This is a genomic window from Hyphomicrobium sp. D-2 (genome assembly GCF_029872155.1).
GTDB lineage: Bacteria > Pseudomonadota > Alphaproteobacteria > Rhizobiales > Hyphomicrobiaceae > Hyphomicrobium_A.
In genome coordinates, this window is record NZ_JARXLA010000002.1 from 211,804 (window position 1) to 232,512 (window position 20,709).

Genomic DNA, 20,709 nt, shown 5'->3' on the forward strand with positions numbered 1-20,709 from the left:
AAGGTGGCAACCGAGACAAGACGCGGGCATCTTTCCGCAGCGGCGCTGCTGGCGTGCGCCGTTCTGAGCGGCTGGACCAGCGTGGTACGCGCCCAAACTCCGGCTGCTGCGCCCGCGCCAAGTGTTATCGTCGAAACACTGCAGATGCGCGATGCGATCGATGAATCGACATATATCGGGCGCGTTCAGGCGATCGACAAAGTGAACATCCGGGCGCGCGTCGATGGGTTCATCGCCGCCCGTGGCTTTGAGGAAGGCGCCGAGGTCAAAGAGGGGCAGCTTCTGTTCGCGCTTGAAAATGCGCCGTATGAGGCCGCTCTTGCCCTCGCGAAAGCTAACCTCGCGAATGCGGTGGCGGTGCAGGAACTGGCACGGGCGACCTACAACCGAACCAAGCCGCTGGCTGATCGTGGCACCTCTTCCCAGGCATCGCTTGACGATGCCCATTCGAAGCTGGCGCAGGCGAGTGCAACGGTCGAAGCGCAACAGGCGGCTGTAAAGCAGGCGGAGCTCAACCTCAGCTATACCGAGATCCGCGCACCGATGGATGGTCGCACCGGGCGCGCTACATATTCGATCGGGGAATATGTCGGCGCATCGAGCAACCCGCTTGTGACATTGGTTCGCCAGGATCCGATGTACGTCGCGTTTCCTGTTCCGCTGCGCGTGCTGCTCGAGGTGCGCCGGGAAGGGCGCTCGGCCGACAATGTTCTCGTACGTCTGAAGCTGCCCGACGGCAGTGCCTATCCGCACGATGGGGCTATCAAGTTTTCCGAGGTGCAGGGCAACGCAGGCACGGACACGATTACCGTGCGGGCCTCCTTTGCCAATCCCGAGAGATTGCTCGTCGATCAGCAGATCGTCGGTGTCAGCGTGTTGGCGAAAGAGCCCGAACTCAAGCTCATGATGTCGCAAGCGGCGCTGCTGCTGGACCAGCAGGGCGCATACGTTTTGCTGGTCACGCCGGATAACAAGGTTGAGACGCGGCGTGTGGAGGTTGGCGAGCAGCGCGGGCCGCACATCGTTGTCAAAAGCGGGCTGGTAGCCGGGGAGCGGGTCATCACCAGCGGACATCAGAAAGTTCGCCCTGGCATCAGTGTCGATCCCAGCGAAGCGAAGGACGCTGCAGACGCGGCCAAGGGCTAAGAACAGGACGGCATCATGATTTTCGACGTCTTTATTCGCCGTCCGCGACTGGCGATGGTGATCTCCATCGTTCTGACATTGGCTGGACTGATCGCGACCCAGACAATTCCGGTCGCGCAGTATCCCGAGATTGCGCCGCCCACCGTGCGTGTCAGCGCTTCCTATCCCGGAGCTGATGCGATTACGGTCGAGGAGAGCATCGCACAGCCGCTCGAGAACGCCATCAATGGCGTAACGGGTATGCAATACATGAAGTCGACGTCGGCCAACGACGGATCGTATTCGCTTACGGTCTCGTTTCTGCTTGGCACCGACCCCGACATCAATACGGTCAACGTCCAGAACCGCGCGAACCTCGCCACCGCAAAGCTGCCGGAAGAGGTGCGCCGTACCGGCTTGACGATCGCAAAGGTCTCAACGGACCTTTTGCAGGTGTTTCTGTTCTACTCGCCTAGTGGTGAGAAGGATCAGTTGTTCCTCTCCAACTTTGTCACCCTCAATATTCTGGACGAACTGAAGCGTGTGCCCGGCGTTGGCGATGCGTCGATCTTTGGTGCGCGTGACTATGCGATGCGGGTCTGGATTGATCCGCAGAAGCTGGCGAACTTCGGTCTGACCGCACAGGATGTCATCCAGGCTATTCAATCGCAGAACCTGCAGGCTGCGGCGGGCCGTGTTGGCGCTGCGCCGCTATCCGACGATCAGCGGTTGCAGCTTACAGTGACGACCAAGGGTCGCCTGTCAACGACCGAGGAGTTTGGCAACATTGTCGTCCGCTCGGGTGGTGATGGCTCGTTTGTGCGCGTCAATGACGTGGCGCGGATAGAGCTTGAGGCAGCGTCGTTCGACACCGAAGCGCGCTACGAGGGCAAGCCTGCTGCGCCGGTGGCGATTTACCTGTCGCCCGGTGCTAACGCCGTCAACGTCGCAACGGCTGTCTCCAAGCGCCTTGAGCAGTTGCAGGAGCGTTTTCCTGAAGGCGTCGAGTTTGCGTACGTATACAACACGGCCGAGTTCGTTTCGGCGATGATCGATAAGGTCATCCATACGCTGGTCGAAGCGTTTGCGCTCGTTGCGCTGGTTGTTTTCATTTTTCTTGGCCGTTTGCGACCGACGTTCATTCCGCTGCTCGCGGTCCCGGTGGCCATCATCGGTACGTTTGCGATTTTGCTGGCGGCTGGCTTTTCGGCCAACACAATCTCATTGCTGGCGCTTGTGCTGGCTATCGGCATTGTCGTCGATGACGCTATCATCGTCGTGGAGAACGTCGAGCGCGTGATGCACGAGGAGCCGCATCTTTCGCCTGCCGACGCCACGCGCAAGGCCATGGCGGAAATTGCCGGGCCGGTGATCGCGATCACGCTTGTGCTGCTGTCGGTCTTCGTGCCGGTGGCATTCCTTGCCGGATCATCCGGTGTTCTGTTCCGGCAGTTTGCCATCACCATTTCGGCAGCGATGGTGATCTCAGCGATCAATGCGCTGACGCTGGCGCCCGCGCTGTGCTCAATCATGCTGAAGCCGGGCCATCCTGTCGGCGTGATGAAGCACATAACGCGCGCTATCGACGGCGTGGCGAACGGCTATGCAGTGATCGTGCGCCGCCTCGTTGCTGTTTCGATGGCGAGCATCATAGCCGTCGCGGCAATTGGTGGTGCAACCTATTGGCTGCTTCAGCACACGCCATCGGGATTTCTGCCGGATGAGGACAAGGGTTTTGTGATCGGCGTCATTACGCTGCCAGCGGGTGCGTCGCTCAATCGGACCTCGGAAGCCGCACAGAAGGCCGAGGCGATCGTCCGCGCCGATCCCGCTGTTGATGGCGTGACGAGTATTCTTGGCATTGACTTCCTTGGCGGCGGCGCCGCTTCCAATGCCGGCGTGATGTTCATTCGCTTGAAGCCCTACGAGGAGCGAACCGCAAGCACGATGCATTCGACGGCGGTTGCAGCACGGCTGATGGGCGCTTTCTCTGTTATCCCGGATGGCAGTGTGATGGCGGTCAATCCGCCCGCAATATCCGGTTTGGGCCAGGTCGGCGGTTTTGAATACGTGCTCGAAGCGCTGCAAGGGCAGACACCGCCAGAGATGGCCGCTGCGATGCGCGGGCTGGTGGTTGCGGCCAATCAGAAGCCGGAGCTGCGCGCGGTATTCTCGACGTTCGAGGCTGAGACACCGCTTGTCCGCCTTGATATCGACCGTGATAAAACCCGCACCCTCAACATATCGTTGTCCGATGTCTTTGCCGCGTTGCAGGCGACGCTGGGCGGTTATTACGTCAACGACTTCAACCTGTACGGACGCACCTGGACTGTGCGTATGCAGGCGGAACAGCAGTTCCGCAGCAGCGTCGCGGATATCTCAGCAATCTATGTTCGGAACAGCGCGGGCGAGATGACGCCACTGTCGGCCATTGCCGACGTTCATCTTGATGTCGGACCTCGCACGCTTACGCGCTACAACAACTATCGCGCGATTTCCATCAACGGTGGCCCCGGTCCCGGGCGTGGTCCAGGCGAAGCGATTGATGCCATGCAGGCGGTATCAGCTGAGACACTGCCTGCGGGTTATGCATACGAATGGACAGGGCAGGCGCGCGAGCAGATCGATTCCGCCGGGCAGACAGTCATCGTTCTCGGGCTCGCGGTGCTCTTCGCCTATCTCTTCCTCGTGGCGCTCTATGAAAGCTGGATGATCCCCATTCCAGTGTTGCTGTCGGTCGTTGTTTCGCTGCTCGGCGCGGTTGCTGCGCTGTGGGCGCTGGGCATGAGCTTCACGCTCTACGCCCAGATTGGGCTTGTGGTGCTTGTTGCTTTGGCGGCCAAGAACGCCATTTTGATCGTCGCGTTTTCTATTGAGCGTCGGGCTGCGGGTGAATCCGTTATCGAATCCGCGATTGAAGGTGCCCGGCTGCGGTTCAGGCCGGTCATGATGACGAGCTTTGCGTTCATCATGGGACTTGTGCCGCTGGTGATAGCCAACGGTCCCGGCGCTGACAGCATGATTGCCGTCGGTGTGCCAGTGCTGGCGGGCATGCTTGCAGCGTCGGTGTTCGGTATCTTCCTGATCCCGATGCTGTACGTCGTGTTCCAGCGGCTGCAGGAAGGGCGCGCGGGACGTGACGTCCCCAATGCAGATGCAGCAGCTGGCACTGCTGCCGATGCGCAATCGCCATCCAGTTCGGGGTGATCGCTGGCTGGTCGACATCGCCACGGTATGTCGATCATACGGCATTGAGACTTTCAGCCGAAGCGCAGTGCTCTGCCGCGATCTCCGTGCGCAAGGCTCGCGCGCGTGCTTTGGCGCCAGGCCAACCGCTGCTGGCTCGGGCTTACGGTGTCGGTGCGAAACTGCAATGCAGTCAGCGGACAGTAAGTTGACGGACAACGTGTAACGCTGTGGTGCTTGATTGCCCTGATCGATGATAAAGCGCGCAAGGCTCAGCAATAATTCCAGAAGGCAGGGGCGAATCAGGCTCAAGATGCATTGAGCACTGATAGTGTTTGCGGTGGGTGCAGTGTTTGAACGTCCTGCGCAAATAGCCGTTTTTTATGTCGACATGCATTTTTGAGCCTAGGTCCGTCAATTTGACTAGTCGGCTTGTGCTGCCGGTATCCGATAATTTTACGGGGTACCATGTCAAACCAAAAACCTGCACAACGCTGGATGCTGACTTCGGTCCGCTCCATGGGGCCGGCTGTTAAAGCGCTTTGCGTGCTGCCGCTTGTGTCGTCGCTTGTCTGCGCTTCAACGGCGCAAGCGCAACAGGTGTCGGCGAATGGAACCACAGTGACTGCCAGCGGCACAATCACGACGGTGAACCAAGCCGCGCTGTACGCGATCAATAGCGGCGTCATCCAAAGCTTCACTCCGCTGACCATTTCGACCTCGGGGTCGAACGCAATGGGCGCGGCAGCATATTCTAATTCGCAGATAACAATCTTCGATGGATCTACCGTGACAACACTCGGTACGGGGCATGGATTGTACGCGACCGGACAATCGACGATCAGTATTTCGGGAAGCGAGGTGACGGTTTCTGGTTCGGCTTATGACGGCGTCAACGCAAACGATTTATCGACGATAACGGTTGCGGGAACCCGTGTTACCGCCTTGGGTGCGACGGGGTATGCGGCGGCGTCGTATGATGGCGCACACGTTATAGTCACGGACAGCGAACTGATCGCGTCAGGCGCTTCCGGCGAAGGCGCGTTTGCGCGCAACAGCGGTATTGTCACGATAAACGATAGCTATATCGAGGCTCAGGCTTACGGCGTGTACGCGTGGGATAATGCGACGATGACCGTAACAAACAGCGATATCGTCTCTTCCGATGTAGGAGCCAGGTCCCGCGCCGATTCAAACGTCATGATCTCTGGCTCTACGATTACGGCCGCGGGAAACGGCGCGATGGTGACGCATGAATCGGAGATGACGATTGAGAATGGATCGGTGATCACGACGACCGGCGTAGGAACCGCGGGTATTGTCTTGCAGATCGCGACCAATACTGTCGTCGTGACGGACAGTACCGTCAATGCAACTGGAGCCGGATCGGCGGCGCTCCGCCACACCCAGAATACGGGTATTGCAACGATCACGCGCAGTACGTTGAGTGCGCCTGCGGGCGCGGCAATCGACGTGTCAGGGTTCGCTTTAACCGCGACTATAACGGATTCAACAGTCACGGGACTTGAGCTGTTGAATGTCAATGGTGGAGCAGTCTCTATATCGGGGTCTGGGTCGACATTCGTCGGCGCGGCTGTCACGACCGGTGGGTTCTCCAACCTTAATCTGCAATCGACCGACTGGGCCGTTACCGGCGATTCCAACGTGACGAGCATGACAAACGGAGCAGGCAGCGTTGTGCACTTCACGCCGCCGGGTTCGAGTGCGGGACCGTTCAAAACACTGACAACGGTGAACTACGTCGGTCAGGGCGGCACGCTTGGTATCAACACGCAGCTTGGCGGCGATGGATCGCCTTCCGATAGGCTTGTGATCGATGGCGGAATGAGCTCCGGTACGTCGCAGCTCGCGGTCAACAACGTCGGCGGACTTGGCGACCTTACCCAACTCAACGGTATCCTGGTCGTCGACGCGATCAACGGCGGCACAACGGTGCCGGGCTTGTTCGCGCTCGCCGGTCCGGTGGTCGCCGGCCCATATGAATACTCGCTCTATCGCGGCAGCGAAGATGCTTCCAATCCAAACGCCTGGTATCTGCGCTCGGAGCTGAACTGCGCACTCGATCCGTCGGCGCCGATCTGCGGCGACGACATCCCCGATTGGCGGCAGGAAACCTCGCTCTACGCCGCAGTGCCGGCGATGACGCTACTGTACGGTCGCCTGATGCTCGACACGTTGCACGAACGGCGCGGTACGGCGGTCAGCGCCTACGCAGAAGGCGCTCCCAACGCAGCCTGGGCGCGGCTCATCGGTCAGCACGGCGATCGCGATGATGGCAAAGGAGGTATCTACGGTGCCGGCCCGAAATACGACTATGACTTTTGGGCCTTCCAGGGCGGCATGGACCTCTATCGTGATGGCGATGTCGGAACGTCACGCAATCATGCCGGTGCGTTCTTTGCCATCGGCCATGGCTCCGGCGATGTCCAGCACATCGGCGATGGCAAAGCCGGCGAGAACAGCTTCATGGCGTACTCATGGGGCGCTTACTGGACCCACTACACACCTGAGAATGCCTATGTCGATGCGCTGTTGTTAGGATCGTGGTACGATATTGACGCCAAGTCGAACCGCATCGACAAGCTGACCACCAATGGTGCTGCGTTCGGTGCATCGCTTGAAGGCGGCTATCCGGTTTACACGGAGCCTGGTGGCTTCAGCATCGAGCCGCAGGTGCAGCTCGCCTATCAGACCATCAACCTCAACAACGGTTCGGATGTCGCCGCACAGGTGCACTTCGACAACGTCAACTCGCTGGTGGGCCGCGTGGGTGTGCGCTTCGCGCAGGACTTCGGCGCACCAACTTGGCTGACCGGAGCACCATCCACCTTCACCGCATGGGTGCGTCCGAACTTCTGGTATGAGTTCCTCGGCGATCCGAAGACGAAGTTCTCGTCTGCCACCGGCTTCATTCCATTCGCGGCCGACATGGGCGGCACGACATTCGAAATCAACACCGGCTTCTCAATTGACATCGGCGATGGCACCGCCATCTACGCCAACGCATCGTATCTCGTCGGTATCAGCGAACACGCTGACGGCAACGCCTACGACGGCAAGCTCGGCGTCAAGGTTGCGTGGTGACGTGATGAGCGGCCCTGTGCCGGTGGCTGTCGAATTGTGCTTGCCCTAGCGCCATAGGCATTGCGCGTCCGTGCATGCCCTTGGCCCTGATTAGTCAGCTATGTTGACGCAACGCTGCGGTCGTATGTGAAAGCAGATCGATTGCCGGCGGTCGTGCGGTCCTGTGCCCGTCGCGCAGGGTTCGGCTGTGTTCGGGTGGTGTTTTGACGGCCCCGCTGGGCTTGCACGCAGCCGGTTGCTGCACGCTTGCCATGCTGCCTGGTGAGGTCGAGACCGGTCAAAGTAGGCGTCAGGAGCGCGAATTGGTGCCGCCAGCATGACTGACCTGCTGGACGCACCGATTCTTAAAAATTCTTCAATTTTTCACCGCTGGGTCGATCCCAGTTCGAGTATTGCACCGCATTTCCTGGTTCGTTTTGCGGTTGCTCAGGGCGTGGCAGAGCTGGGCTTGCTGGTGGCGTTTAATAGGTTCTGCCCCGACCAGGTGCGCCTCGATGGTGATATTCGCCGGTGCAATAAATCCGTGGTTTAGGGCTTGAAAAGTCCTGCAGTTTTTATTGGTGCGCTGCAACCATTTCAATGGTGTCGAATAAAGCATTTCATCTCGCTGTATCGCAATGAATACAGCGAAAAATTTGCCCGCCCCCTTCGCGGAAGATCCCGAAAACGCTTCGCCCTCCAGATCCTCTTGCATTGGACTTTTGCATGATGTACCGGTCGATACAGGAGGAGACCGATCGGTACAAATACAATCCGTCGACGGCGAGACCTGTTTCCCTGTCGCCGTTAAGCGGACGTGCCGTTCAATAAAAAAAGTTCCGAAACTCGAGAACGAATAACAGCAAAAGCCCTAAAGGGGGGGAAATGACAAAACCAGCGCCGGTGCCAGTGGCACCGTTTCGGGCCAATGAAGCGATACGCGGATTTGCCTGGATCTATGGACTTTCAATAGTTTCCTGTTTTCTCGTGAATTGGTGGGTGATCAAAAACCCGATCGGACCATGGCAAGGCGAGGAAATCCTGAAATCCTTCTGGCTCGACAACGTGAGCTGGCAGATTTTCTCGGCTTGGTGGGCGTGCTTCTTCGCCTGCGTGGGCTTCTGGCCGTTTGGCGGCATCTCCAACAAGCTCACGCGCGGCATTGTCGTTGTTGCGGCGTCGTGGATCTTGGGTTGGTGGAGCGCGAAGCTGATCTTCCTGATCGGCCCTGGCGCTGACGGGATCTTCCCGCTTGTGGGCACGACGTGGTTCCTGCTGGCGTTCTTCTGCTTCGCTGGTGGTGGCTTCCTGTTGTCAAAACTGCCGCCGCATCGGCAGTTCTTCCTTTACCTGGTCCTGTTCACCGGCCTCACGTATCTGATCACGCATTCAGCCGTGAAGTGGGTGCCTGCCTGGTGGTTCCCATTCCTGCTCGTTGGACTTGGAACCGGTACGCTCACCTATCTGACACGCGGTGTTTCTCAACCGGGTCGTGCGGTCGTGATCATGGCCACGCTGTTTGCGATGGCTGCGCTGTGCTTCCAGATCTCCGGCGCTGCCGGGCTGTGGGAGTTTGATAAGTCGCCGATCTCGTCGTTCTGGTCGATGGGGCATTTCACTGACGACAGCTTCTGGCTGCTCTGCTTCTTCACCGCGACATCGATCAACTATGCGATGCCGATCATCACCCACAACTGGCCGTTCTCGAAAATTGCCATGCCGTGGGGCGGCTTGCTGGCGTGCGCGTTCTATCTGGTCCTGGACATTGTCGTCGCGAGCTTGCTGTTCAAGATGATCGGGCCGGTATTCTCCAGCATGGAGGAGCTGCTGACCTACGCTTACATGGGCGTGAATTGGTCTCTGGTGATCCCGCTCGTGTTCGGCATCGGACTGACTGAACCATACCTCTGGACCGGCCAGAAAACGCCGGGCGATTGGGACGACGTTGCTTGAGCCTTTTCCTCCCTCAAGTCGCGCCCAGGAGCACCCGATGCAAATTGCATCGGGTGTTCTACGGGGGGCTGAAAAGCCTAATGGGGCGGCGAAAGGGAGTAGATGGGTTAACGATCTGTAAGATTGCGACCGATCGAGGCTTTTTTGCACTAGGTGTGTACTGAGTGGTCAGTATAGCGTCGCAAGAATCGAAGATCTGATGGGGAAAAAAATGACACTAATGGGGAAAACCCGAGCGGCGTTGATCGCAGGTGCCTTGTCTTGTGCGTGTTTCGTTGCCCCCGCTGGGGCAGCGGATTTCGGAGGTAACTGCTGCGCCGATCTCGAAGAGCGTATTGCCGAGCTGGAAGCAACAACGGCGAAGAAAGGAAATCGCCGCGTATCGCTTAAGCTGTCCGGCTGGGTTGCCGAGCAGATGGTCTACTGGGATGATGGCGTTGAATCCAACGTCTACATGACCGGCTTGGGTACCGCGTTCGCCAGTAACTTCAACTTCACCGGCGAAGCCAAAATTACTGAAGATGTGTCGGCTGGCTATGTGCTGCATGTCGAGCTGATCACCAACGACGTTTATACGACCAATCAAAACAGCCCGCGAGGCCCAGGCCTCACCGGATCGCCGAACTCGCTACAGCTTCTGTACTCCTACTGGTATTTGAAGAGCGAACGTCTTGGCAAGTTGAGCGTTGGTCTGCAGTCTCCCGCTGACGATAACGCAATCGTTTCGCTTGACCAGTCTGGATCGCTCGTTGCGGCCTACTGGGTTGCGTATGACGTGTTCGGCTTCAATGTGCGCGGAAACTTTGCGCCTGGCAACTCCATGATCTGGGGTAACGCGGTTTCGTGCCGTGGCTGGGGTGGTGGTCCTGGCGACTGCGACGGTCTCCCGCGCGATGTCGTGCGTTACGATTCGCCTGCGTATGGCGGCTTCTCGTTCTCCACGTCGTGGGGTGAAGATGATGCATGGGCCATTGCGGCACGTCATTTCAACACGCTCGGCGACTGGAAGGTCAACGCAATCGCCACCTACGGCGAGACGATGGACTCTGCGCACGGTGCGCCGTGGGGCGGCAAGCTGAAGTACACGCAGGCCGGTCTTTACCTGCAGAACATGCCGACGGGTCTGTTTGCCATCGGCGGCTTCGGTCACCTTGACCAGACGCCGACACCGAACGCATTGAACAACCCCAGCACCAACACCTATTACGTCAAGGCTGGTCTGCGCCGGACCTGGACGGAGCTCGGTGCAACCATTCCGTATGGCGAGTATCTGCTCGGCACCGATGGCGCGATGATGGTTAACGACAACGGCACGCCGTTGAACGTTGCTGACGACGTCTCATGGGTTGTTGACGGCTCGAAGTCCCAGTTCTGGGGCGTTGGCGTCGTGCAGGAAATCGATGCTGCTGCCATGTCCATGTGGCTGCGCTATCGCAACCATTCCGTTGATGTGCCCGGCGTTAACACGAAGGACATGTCGACGTTCGCGTTCGGTGCGTTCATCAACTTCTAACTGGCAAAATTGTGCTCCCTGACTTGGCCCGAGACCTGCGTGCTCGGGCCAATTTTTTTAGAGGTGTAAAAAACGCGAAGATAAATGCGCAAAATGCACGTTTGAGTAATAGCGCAGCTGCGAAGCACGCGATCATTGCTTGCGTAAGCAGACTTTTGGTCGCATGATGGACCGATCGATACAATCGATTGGCTTAAAAAAAATAACAAGCCGAACTACGAGGAAACGCCGATGCTTACTGTGGTGACCATCAACGGTAGCCCAACCAAGCCATCCCGCACGGGCATATTGATTGACGCCGTTGCTGCTGCGGTGTCTGGCAGAATGGCCTGCACGCGGGAATCCATCTCTCTTTCCGATGATGCACACGAATTCATGTGCGGTCTTACGCGTCCAGAGGTGACCGCGCGTGGCGAGAAGTTGCTCCAGATGACCGAGCAGGCGGACCTGCTCATTCTCGGTACTCCGGTCTATCGGGCCACGTACACGGGCGTCTTCAAGCACTTTTTTGATCTGGTTGATCGCGATGCGATGCGTGATCGGAAGGCTGTGCTTTGCGCAACCGGCGGCTCACCCCTGCATGGCTTGATGCTCGAGCATCAGATGCGTCCGCTGATGGGCTTTTTCTCCATGCAAACCATAACCACGGGTTTGTTTGGACTGACAGACGATTTCGCCGATGGTCGCGTCGTGAGCCCAGATCTCAATAAGCGGATTGAGCGCGTGGCAAGTGAAGTCGTTGCTGCATTCGCGCCGGCCCGAGCGCTGGCTAGCTAGATTTATGGTGCGCGGCGCGGTGAGTGTAACGAACTACGCGCCCACCTATTTGAGACAGATCCAAAATGCCTTATGCGGAATTGCCTAGCATGGCCAAGCCGTTCAAAAAGCAACCGACCAAATTCGCTCTTTGGGTTCCCAATGTGAGCGGTGGACTGGTGGTTAGTAAAGTTCCGCAGCGTACGGACTGGGGGCTTGACTACAATACCAAGCTCGTGCGGATCGCTGAGGACGGTGGCTTTGAATACGCCCTGACCCAGATCCGGTTTAGCGGCAACTACGGCGCCGAGTATCAGCACGACTCGCTGATCCTTTCTGCGGCTCTGCTCGCCAACACATCGCGCATAAACATCATCAGCGCGATCATTCCAGGCATCTTCCATCCGGTTGTTGTCGCCAAGCATGGCGCGACCGCGGATCAGATCTTCAACGGTCGTTGGGCCATCCATGTCGCAACCGGTTGGTTCCGGCGTGAGTTCGATGCGCTGGGTGTTGAATGGCTGGAGCACGATGAGCGTTATGTGCGCTCGCGTGAATTCGTAGAGATCATGCGTGGCGTCTGGTCGGAAGACAATTTCGACTATGACGGCAAGTACTGGAAAATCAGCGATTACTCGTTGAAGCCCATGCCGCTCACCATTCCTGATCGCCAGATGCCGGAAATATTCCAGGGTGGAAACTCGATTGCGGCCCAGAAGATGGCTGCTGACGTTTCCGACTGGTACTTCATGAACGGCAACACGCTGGATGAGCATGAAGGCCAGATTGATTTTGTCAGCAAACGTGCAGCGGCAATCGGCAGGCGTGTACGCTTCGGCGTCAACGCATTTGTCATCGCTCGAGAAACCGAAGCTGAGGCCAACGCTGAGCTGGAACGCATCATCGCCGGTGCAGATATCGCGGCGGTCGATAAGTTCCGCGATGCTGTGCGCGAGGCCGGACAGGCGACCAAAGAGAAGATCGGGATGTGGGTGGATTCCACCGATCGTGATCTCGTTCAGTACAACGACGGGTTCCGTACCAACCTGATCGGAACGCCTGAGCAGATCGCCGAGCGTATCGTCAATCTTCGCAAGATCGGCGTTGATCTCGTCCTTTGCTGCTTCCTGCACTGTCACGAAGAGGCGCGCTTCTTCGGTGAGCGGGTCATCCCTCTCGTGCGCGAGATGGAGCAAGCCGATCCGATGTGCAGGTTCACCGTCATCTAACCGCAAGCAAACGGGAATGTCGGCGTTGATAAGCAGCGACCATTAACCAAGGCGATATGACTAGGGCGATAACAAACAAAATGCCCGGTCCGACGAGGAAACGCAGTCATGAATTTCATGGCCAGTCATCAGCACGGGGAACAAATCAGTTCCGCTGAAGAAATAATCGAGGAGGCCAGGGCGGGACGTTGCTTCATTCTCGTTGACGACGAAAGTCGTGAGAATGAGGGCGACATTGTCATTCCGGCGCAGTTCGCTACGCGGGACGTGGTGAATTTCATGGCGCGCTATGCGCGTGGTCTCATTTGCCTGGCGCTGACACCGCAACGCGTTTCGCATCTGAAGCTGAGCGCGATGGCGCAGAGCAACGATGCCGGATTGCAGACAGCGTTTACGCTCTCGATCGAGGCGCGAACGGGTGTGACGACCGGAATATCTGCGGCGGACCGCGCACGGACGATTGCGGTTGCCATCAATCCGGAAAGCCGCCCTGACGATATCGTAACGCCAGGACACATCTTTCCGTTGATCGCTCGTGAGGGCGGCACGCTGGTTCGCGCCGGACACACGGAAGCGGCAGTTGATGTCTCGCGCATCGCTGGGCTCAATCCGTCGGGTGTGATTTGCGAGGTGATGAACGAAGACGGATCGATGGCGCGCTTGCCTGATCTGTTGAAGTTCGCGCGTCAGCACAACATGAAGCTGGGTACGATCGCGGACCTGATCGCGTATCGCCTGCGCAACGAGCGACTGGTGAAGCCGGTTGCCTGGTCATGGATCCATCATCCCAGCTTCGGCGAATGGCGTCTGGTGGTCTATCGCGACACCGTCGAAGGTGGCGAGCACGTGGTGTTGATCAAAGGTGAAGTCGACGCGCGCCTTGAGGATGCCGATCCCGAACCCGTCGCGGTTTGCCTGCATCGATCGGACTTCATCAGCGATGTCATTCTCGCCCGAGAGGGCGATGGGCTGCACAGCGCGATGTTCAAGATCATGCGGCGCGGGCGCGGCGTGATCGTGATGGTCAATGACAGCCGAACGAATGCGCTCTCGAACCGTATTCGCAACCTGAGCCCGCATTCCCGTCCCGACCCGCAGTTTCGCGAGTACGGCATCGGCGCTCAGATCCTTGTCGATATCGGCGTGCGGGAGATGGTCTTGCTGTCCGGGCGTGAGCAAACGCTGGTCGGCATCGAAGGATACGGTCTCACCGTCGTTGAACAAGAGCCACTCAGTTAATCGGCTCAAAGGGGGAAACAAAAAACATGTCCTGGACATCATCAGTGAGTTCGAAAGTGATGAAAATGTTCTCTTCAAACAGCTCTGTCGATTCAGATGCATTCCGCTCGGTCATGCGTCAGCTCGCAGGCTGCGTTACGGTTATTACAACTGAAGGCGACGGCAAGCTGCATGGCTTCACCGCTACGGCAGTGTGCAGTGTATGCGCCGAGCCGCCGTCAGTTCTGATCGCGGTGAACCAGACCGCACGGACGCATCCGCATATCGACAAGAAGGATGCGTTTGCGATTAACATTCTTTCCGAAGATCAAAAGCCGCTGGCCGATCACTTCGCAACCAAGGGCGACGATCAGTTCGACACTGTTGAATACGCGCTGGGCCGCACCGGCGTGCCGCTGCTTGATGGTGCGGCGGCGCATCTTGAATGCGAAGTTTATCAGAAGATTCCGATCGGCACGCACACGCTGTTCGTTGGCCGCGTTATCAATACCGGGCAGGAGCGTCGCGCACCGCTGGTCTATTATAACGCCCGCTATGGTCTGATCGAACAGATCTGATCTGTTCGGCATCCCCCACACCCTGATTGCAACGAGCGACGGCGCAGAAAAGACATGCTGCAGACCCTGACGATGGACGGCCGAGAGGCTGGCACTTGGCGCTTCAGTGAGCTTTCGACTAAAGGACGCCACCTTTTGGGTGGTCACGTGGTTGTCAGTTCTTTCGATGGTTTTCATCGTGGCCATCAGGCGCTGATGCACCATGCAAAGCAGGTGTCTGCAGCTGACGGCAGCCCCGTCGTCGCGCTGTTGTTCGATGCAGCGAGCGATGATGCACGCACGCCGTTGGCGCAGGGCGAAGAAGTCGTCCGCCGGCTGAAGCTGCAGGGCGGCGCTGACGTTGTCGCCCTCGGGTTCGCATCGAATGCAAGCTGGTTGGAATGCCAGGCGTTGTGTGAGCTGCTGCGCGAGTTTGCACCGAAGTCTATTACGGTCGGTGCAAACTTCCGCTTCGGACCGAGGTCGTCGATTGGTTCGCAAATGCTGGCGTCAATGGCGCGATCGTTTGCGATCTCGACGACGGTGATGGAGACAGTCGCCTGCGAAGAGTGCGGGCCGATTACGGCTGCGAACATCCGGCAGCATTTGGCGGCGGGCGACATTCGCGCGGCGAACAGGCTGTTGGGGCGTAACTGGACGATCGAAGGCCCGGTTGTGCATGGCTATAAGCGCGGGCGGGAGCTCGGCTTCCCAACCGCAAACGTGCAGCCGGTGCATCGGCTTGATCTTGCGCATGCGATTTATGCTGTGCGTGTTTATGCCGGCGAACGTGTGCTGGATGGCGTCGCTTGCTACGGCACGCGTCCGCAGTTTGACGATGGCGCGCCTGCGCTTGAGGTGCACATTCTTGATTTCAAGGGCGACCTCTACGGACAGCGGTTGCGAGTCGAATTTGTTGCCCATCAGCGGCCGGAGCTAAAATTCTCAGGTGTCGATGATCTGGTGCGGCAGATGGAAATTGATCGGGCAGAAGCCCGCGAGCTGTTGGCTGCCTAAGTAATAACCAGTTCCATCATCATTCTTGATTTGGCGTCGCGTGTTTGATGCGACGCCAGCGAAAAAATCAGCACGCAGTGTATTAAAATGTACCGTAGGGTCCAAAATTGCCCGGCGCGCTTGCGTGTGCGCAATAGGCATTGCACATTAATCGGTGTTTTTCGGCGTTTTTTGAAGTTTACATGCTTGCAAAAACTCCGCCCCTGGATAAATGTATCGGTCGGTACAGGTTGATGTGCGTTTGCAGGCACTCAACGGCAGGAGGGTACCGCCTGCGGATAATTGCGGAACGCTGTTTCGGTCAGAACCCGCGCAAGCGCGTCTTTGGGGCTGGAAGGGGAGCCGCTTCTAAAGGAAAGCGCCTTTTGGGAAATCGGCGCCACCTCAATAAACGTAAACGAGGAAACGCATGAAAAAGAGAATTGTTCTGAACGCCTTCGACATGACCTGCGTCAGCCATCAGTCGGCTGGAACGTGGCGTCATCCGTCCAGCCAGGCGGCCCGCTATAATGACCTTGAATACTGGACCAACATGGCGATGGAGCTGGAGCGCGGTTGCTTCGACTGTCTCTTCATCGCTGACGTGGTTGGCGTTTATGACGTGTACCGCGGTTCGGCCGAAATGGCTCTGCGCGACGCCGATCAGGTTCCGGTCAACGATCCGTTCGGCGCAATCTCCGCGATGGCTGCTGTCACCGAGCATGTCGGCTTCGGTGTGACTGCTGCTATCACGTTCGAACAGCCCTACTTGCTGGCCCGCCGTCTGTCGACGCTTGACCATCTCACCAAGGGTCGCGTGGCCTGGAACGTTGTTTCGTCCTACCTGAACAGCGCCGCGCTCAACATCGGCATGGACCAGCAGCTCGCACACGACGAGCGCTACGAGATGGCCGATGAGTACATGGAAGTCATGTACAAGCTGTGGGAAGGCTCCTGGGAAGACGACGCCGTCAAGCGCGACAAGAAGAGCGGCGTGTTCACCGACGGCAGCAAGGTTCACCCGATCAACCACCAGGGCAAGTACTACAAGGTGCCGGGCTTCCACATCTGCGAGCCGTCACCGCAGCGTACGCCTGTTATCTTCCAGGCCGGTGCTTCCGGTCGTGGCCGTAAGTTCGCCGCCAGCAACGCTGAAGGCATGTTCATTCTGACGACCAGCGTCGAGCAGGCCCGTCAGATCACCACGGACATCCGCAATCAGGCTGAAGCTGCCGGTCGTTCGCGCGACTCGATCAAGATCTTCATGCTGCTGACCGTCATCACCGGCGACAGCGATGAAGCTGCTGAGGCGAAGTATCAGGAATACCTTTCCTACGCCAATCCGGAAGGCATGCTTGCACTCTACGGCGGTTGGACCGGCATCGACTTCGCGAAGCTTGATCCCGATGAGCCGCTGCAGGCGATGGAGAACGACAGCCTTCGCACCACGCTTGAGTCGCTCACGCACGGTGAGAACGCCAAGAAGTGGACTGTTCGCGACGTTATCCGCGAGCGTTGCATCGGCGGTCTGGGCCCCGTGCTCGTTGGCGGCCCGCAGAAGGTTGCTGACGAACTGGAGCGTTGGGTCGACGAAGGCGGCGTAGACGGCTTCAACCTGGCTTACGCAGTAACGCCGGGCTCGGTTACCGACTTCATCGACTACATCGTGCCGGAACTGCGCAAGCGTGGTCGCGCTCAGGATTCCTACAAGCCGGGCTCGCTGCGTCGCAAGCTCATCGGCACCAACGACGGTCGCGTCGAGAGCACCCATCCGGCTGCTCAGTATCGCGAAGCGTATGTTGGCAAGGAAAGCGTTGCCGATCGCACGCAGCCGTCGCAGTTCGCCAACGCCAAGGCGCCGGTGGCTGAGTAACGCCAGCGGGATGCTCTGGAGCGAGATGGATGGGAGGGGAACGCGTCTGCCAAGTCGCCTTGTCCGTCTCGCTTCAAATCCCGTAGGGGCGCGGCCGTCGTTCTGACGCCGATGGCCGCGCCCGCATTATCCCGCACGCGTATGCTGAAGCGCGTTTGCACACACCGCGTTTCTGGGAGGCGTATGCGTGCGGGATACCTGAATTCCTAATGCTGATTGCAACACTCACATGGGTGCCGAAATGACAACGTGCGGACTTTACGTGAGGCTGAAGGCGAAGCCCGGCAAGGAAGTTGAGCTCGAAAGCTTTCTGAAAGCTGCGCTCCCTGCCGCCGAGGCCGAAAAGGATACGCCGGTTTGGTACGCGGTGCGTTTTGCGCCCGGTGATTTCGCAATTTTCGACGCGTTTGATGCTGAAGCCGGACGGCAAGCGCACATCAACGGTGCAATTGCTGCGGCGCTGATGGCGAAGGCTGACGAGTTGCTGGCTGAGGCGCCGAAAATCGAAGCCTGGGACACGCTTGCAGTAAAGCTGCCTGGCTGACGAATGGTTTTGGCAGCTTGCCGGGCTAATCTTGCATAGAAAGCTTCGGCGAGCTTGCCCCATGTAAAAGAATGCAGGAGCGAGCAGTGGCGCAACGGCATGACAACGGGAAGCAAAAATCTGCTTCCGCGGAAGACAGCGAAATCTGTCCGTGTCAGGACGGTATGCATCTGGATGTCGATCTTTCACGTCGGCGTATGCTGATGTCGACAGCGGCAATCGCCGCAGTTCCTGCTCAACTATTGGCCTCTTCGGCACTCGCTGAGACGAAAACAGCTCCCCCGGAGCTGTGCTCTATGATGTGCCGGATGACCCCACCAAAGTGATGGGGCGTGCTCTGTTGGAAGATGGCGGTTATGGAACTCGCTCTCAGTTCGAGACCGCTGTAAAGGCACGGGCCGACAATCCAAACGATATGACCTCGTGGTCATATACGCCGCTGGCCGACATGAAGGGCAACTTGACGCCATCCGGCCTTCATTACGAACGGCACCATGGCGGTATCCCCGCCATCGATCCTGCCAAGCATTTTCTCTACGTGCACGGCATGGTTGATCAGGCGAAGAAGTTTTCGGTGGCGGACATTCTGCGTCTGCCATCGATCACCCGTCGCTACTTTATTGAGTGCTCCGGTAACACGTACGAAGAATGGGCGAAGCCGAAGGGCAAGAACGTTCAGTTTACGCACGGGTTGCTGAGCACGTCTGAATGGACGGGCGTTCCGTTCGCGACTTTCGCGCGCCATGTCGGGCTCCAGGATGATGCATCCTGGGTGCTCGGCGAGGGCGCGGACGCAGCGGTGATGACGCGTTCCATTCCGCTCGACAAGATGCTGACCGACGGTCTGATTGCCTATGGCCAAAATGGCGAGATGATACGTCCGGAGCAGGGCTATCCGCTGCGTCTCGTGGTTCCCGGTTATGAGGGGAACATGATGATCAAGTGGTTGCGCCGGCTGCAGGTCAGCGACAGGCCGTTTATGACCCGTGAGGAAACGGGCCGCTACACCGGCCTGATGCCGAATGGCCGGGCTCGGCAGTTCTATTATTCGATGGATGCAAAATCCGTCATCACCTTCCCGTCGGGTGAGATGTTACTGCCGAAGCCCGGTCACTACGAAATTCGCGGCATTGCGTGGTCGGGACGCGGCCGTGTGCAGGCTGTCGATATTTCGATGGATGGCGGCAAGAACTGGATCCCTGCGCGCATCGACGATACGCCCGAGGCAATGAGCTCGGTGCGCTTCAGTTGTCCCTGGTTCTGGGACGGCAAGCCAGCGATCCTGCAGAGCCGCTGCATTGAAGATTCCGGTTATGTGCAGCCGACCCGCACGGAGTTGATCCGGTTGCGTGGCGACCACTTCTTCTATCACTACAACGCAATTCAGAGCTGGGCTGTGGCAGCGGACGGGAGCGTGAGCAATGTCCATGTTTAGAGCCATCGTAGCAGCAGTGGCCATGCTGGCCGCCGTTCCATTGATCGCAAGCGCAAGCGGTGATCCCGCGATTGATACCATCGGGTCGCCCGTCAGTCCCGAGGAGCTCGCGAAGTTTTTTGTCATCATGCCAGATGGCGAGGGCTTGCCTCCAGGGTCAGGAACGGCTGCTGCAGGGTTGCCGCTGTACGCTGAAAAATGTGCGATGTGCCATGGTGAAAATCTCGAAGGCCTTGAGGGAACCGGCGCGCCGCCACTCGCGGGTGGCAGGGGCACGCTGGCGACCAACAAGCCCTTCAAGAGCGTGGAGAGCTACTGGCCCTATGCTTCCACGTTGTACGATTACATCTGGCGGGCTATGCCGTTCCACGAGCCAGGATCGCTGACACCTGACGAAGTGTATTCGATCACGGCGTACATTCTGTCGTTCGGCAAGATCATCGACGAGGGCACCGTTCTGGATGCGAAATCGCTTTCCGAGGTGAAGATGCCCAATGTCGATGGTTTTTATGTCGACAATGGACCTGACCGGCTGATCTACCGCGCGCAGGGTGGCGCAACATCGAAATGACCGTACAAGTGAATGTAGTGGCGTCAATGGCGGATGCTCCCGCGTTGGAGGTGGTGGAAACAGCGTTGCCCATCACCGTGGACGGGCAGGAGCAAATGTTTCGTGCCTTTGCATTCCAGGGCGCAAAAGAGGAAGAGCAACTGCTCGTGCTGGTGCACGGAGAAGCATCGGCGGGGCAGGCGTTGCCGCTGGTGCGGCTACATTCCGGTTGCGTAACCGGAGACATCTTCCACTCCATGCGGTGCGATTGCTATGAGCAGCTTCAGGCAAGTCTGAAGGCGGTGCTGGAGTCGTCGCACGGCGCCATTGTTTATATGCCATACCATGAAGGTCGCGGCATCGGCCTGTTCAAGAAGATGCGCGCCTACGCGCTGCAGGAGCGCGGCGTTGATACCGTCGATGCCAATACGGCGATCGGTGCTCCTGTCGACGCACGTGACTTTGGACTGGCCGCTAAGGCGCTCGCCTATCTGGGGCTGAATGAAATCCGGCTGCTTTGCAACAACCCGGCCAAGGTTGAAGCGCTGGCAGGCTTTGGTATCACGATAGCCGAACGGATCTCGGTGGCTAGCAAGCCTAACCGTCACAATGAGCGCTATCTGAATACCAAGCGGGATCGCATGGGTCACCAGATCTGAGCAGCCCATTTCCTGCGCTGCACTTGCGCCG

Annotated in this window: 16 protein-coding genes; 15 read left to right on the forward strand and 1 reads right to left on the reverse strand. The window is 58.4% G+C overall.

Annotation, left to right across the window (positions count from 1 at the left end):
* The first annotated feature begins 3 nt into the window (after positions 1 to 3).
* From QEZ49_RS02820 to QEZ49_RS02830, 3 genes are all read left to right on the forward strand, one after another.
* Entirely contained in the window at positions 4 to 1,146 is a 1,143-nt protein-coding gene (locus tag QEZ49_RS02820; RefSeq protein WP_280384024.1) for an efflux RND transporter periplasmic adaptor subunit, read from the forward strand.
* Positions 1,147 to 1,161: 15 nt separating this feature from the next.
* On the forward strand, positions 1,162 to 4,332 hold the full coding sequence (locus QEZ49_RS02825) for a multidrug efflux RND transporter permease subunit (RefSeq protein WP_280384026.1): 3,171 nt from the start codon (positions 1,162 to 1,164) through the stop codon (positions 4,330 to 4,332).
* Positions 4,333 to 4,809: 477 nt separating this feature from the next.
* Entirely contained in the window at positions 4,810 to 7,416 is a 2,607-nt protein-coding gene (locus QEZ49_RS02830) for an autotransporter outer membrane beta-barrel domain-containing protein (protein WP_280384028.1), read from the forward strand.
* 355 nt (positions 7,417 to 7,771) lie between these two features.
* Here the strand turns inward: QEZ49_RS02830 and QEZ49_RS02835 are convergent, their stop codons facing one another.
* Entirely contained in the window at positions 7,772 to 8,110 is a 339-nt protein-coding gene (locus tag QEZ49_RS02835) for a hypothetical protein (protein ID WP_280384030.1), read from the reverse strand.
* 170 nt (positions 8,111 to 8,280) lie between these two features.
* On the opposite strand from QEZ49_RS02835, the gene QEZ49_RS02840 reads away from it, so the two are divergent.
* The 12 genes from QEZ49_RS02840 (at position 8,281) to QEZ49_RS02895 (ending at position 20,678) form a co-directional block, all read left to right on the forward strand.
* A complete protein-coding gene (locus tag QEZ49_RS02840; RefSeq protein WP_280384031.1) occupies positions 8,281 to 9,348 on the forward strand; it encodes a hypothetical protein in 1,068 nt (355 codons plus the stop codon).
* 256 nt (positions 9,349 to 9,604) lie between these two features.
* A complete protein-coding gene (locus QEZ49_RS02845) occupies positions 9,605 to 10,861 on the forward strand; it encodes a porin (protein WP_280384033.1) in 1,257 nt (418 codons plus the stop codon).
* Positions 10,862 to 11,092: 231 nt separating this feature from the next.
* Positions 11,093 to 11,638: an NAD(P)H-dependent oxidoreductase gene (locus QEZ49_RS02850; RefSeq protein ID WP_280384035.1), complete on the forward strand. Its 546-nt coding sequence runs from the start codon at positions 11,093 to 11,095 to the stop codon at positions 11,636 to 11,638.
* Positions 11,639 to 11,727: 89 nt separating this feature from the next.
* Positions 11,728 to 12,846 (forward strand): dimethylsulfone monooxygenase SfnG, encoded by a 1,119-nt coding sequence (gene sfnG, locus QEZ49_RS02855; protein ID WP_280384037.1) that lies wholly within the window; start codon positions 11,728 to 11,730, stop codon positions 12,844 to 12,846.
* Positions 12,847 to 12,954: 108 nt separating this feature from the next.
* Positions 12,955 to 14,085, forward strand: a complete 1,131-nt coding sequence (ribB, locus tag QEZ49_RS02860; RefSeq protein ID WP_280384039.1) for a 3,4-dihydroxy-2-butanone-4-phosphate synthase — start codon at positions 12,955 to 12,957, stop codon at positions 14,083 to 14,085.
* A gap of 26 nt (positions 14,086 to 14,111) precedes the next feature.
* Positions 14,112 to 14,642, forward strand: coding sequence for a flavin reductase family protein (locus QEZ49_RS02865; protein ID WP_280384041.1), 531 nt, complete (start codon positions 14,112 to 14,114; stop codon positions 14,640 to 14,642).
* A gap of 54 nt (positions 14,643 to 14,696) precedes the next feature.
* A complete protein-coding gene (gene ribF, locus QEZ49_RS02870) occupies positions 14,697 to 15,638 on the forward strand; it encodes a riboflavin biosynthesis protein RibF (protein ID WP_280384043.1) in 942 nt (313 codons plus the stop codon).
* Between the two features lie 409 nt (positions 15,639 to 16,047).
* Complete coding sequence (locus QEZ49_RS02875) at positions 16,048 to 17,490, forward strand: LLM class flavin-dependent oxidoreductase (RefSeq protein ID WP_280384045.1); 1,443 nt, start codon at positions 16,048 to 16,050, stop codon at positions 17,488 to 17,490.
* Between the two features lie 241 nt (positions 17,491 to 17,731).
* Positions 17,732 to 18,034 (forward strand): antibiotic biosynthesis monooxygenase, encoded by a 303-nt coding sequence (locus QEZ49_RS02880; RefSeq protein WP_280384047.1) that lies wholly within the window; start codon positions 17,732 to 17,734, stop codon positions 18,032 to 18,034.
* Between the two features lie 289 nt (positions 18,035 to 18,323).
* Positions 18,324 to 19,469: a sulfite dehydrogenase gene (soxC, locus tag QEZ49_RS02885; protein WP_280384048.1), complete on the forward strand. Its 1,146-nt coding sequence runs from the start codon at positions 18,324 to 18,326 to the stop codon at positions 19,467 to 19,469.
* Positions 19,456 to 20,040 carry a cytochrome c gene (locus QEZ49_RS02890; protein ID WP_280384050.1) on the forward strand — a complete coding sequence of 195 codons (585 nt, stop codon included), beginning with the start codon at positions 19,456 to 19,458 and terminating at the stop codon, positions 20,038 to 20,040. Before soxC ends, QEZ49_RS02890 begins: the two co-directional genes overlap by 14 nt.
* On the forward strand, positions 20,037 to 20,678 hold the full coding sequence (locus tag QEZ49_RS02895; protein WP_280384052.1) for a GTP cyclohydrolase II: 642 nt from the start codon (positions 20,037 to 20,039) through the stop codon (positions 20,676 to 20,678). The genes QEZ49_RS02890 and QEZ49_RS02895 overlap by 4 nt, the downstream gene beginning before the upstream one ends.
* Positions 20,679 to 20,709 lie beyond the last annotated feature (31 nt).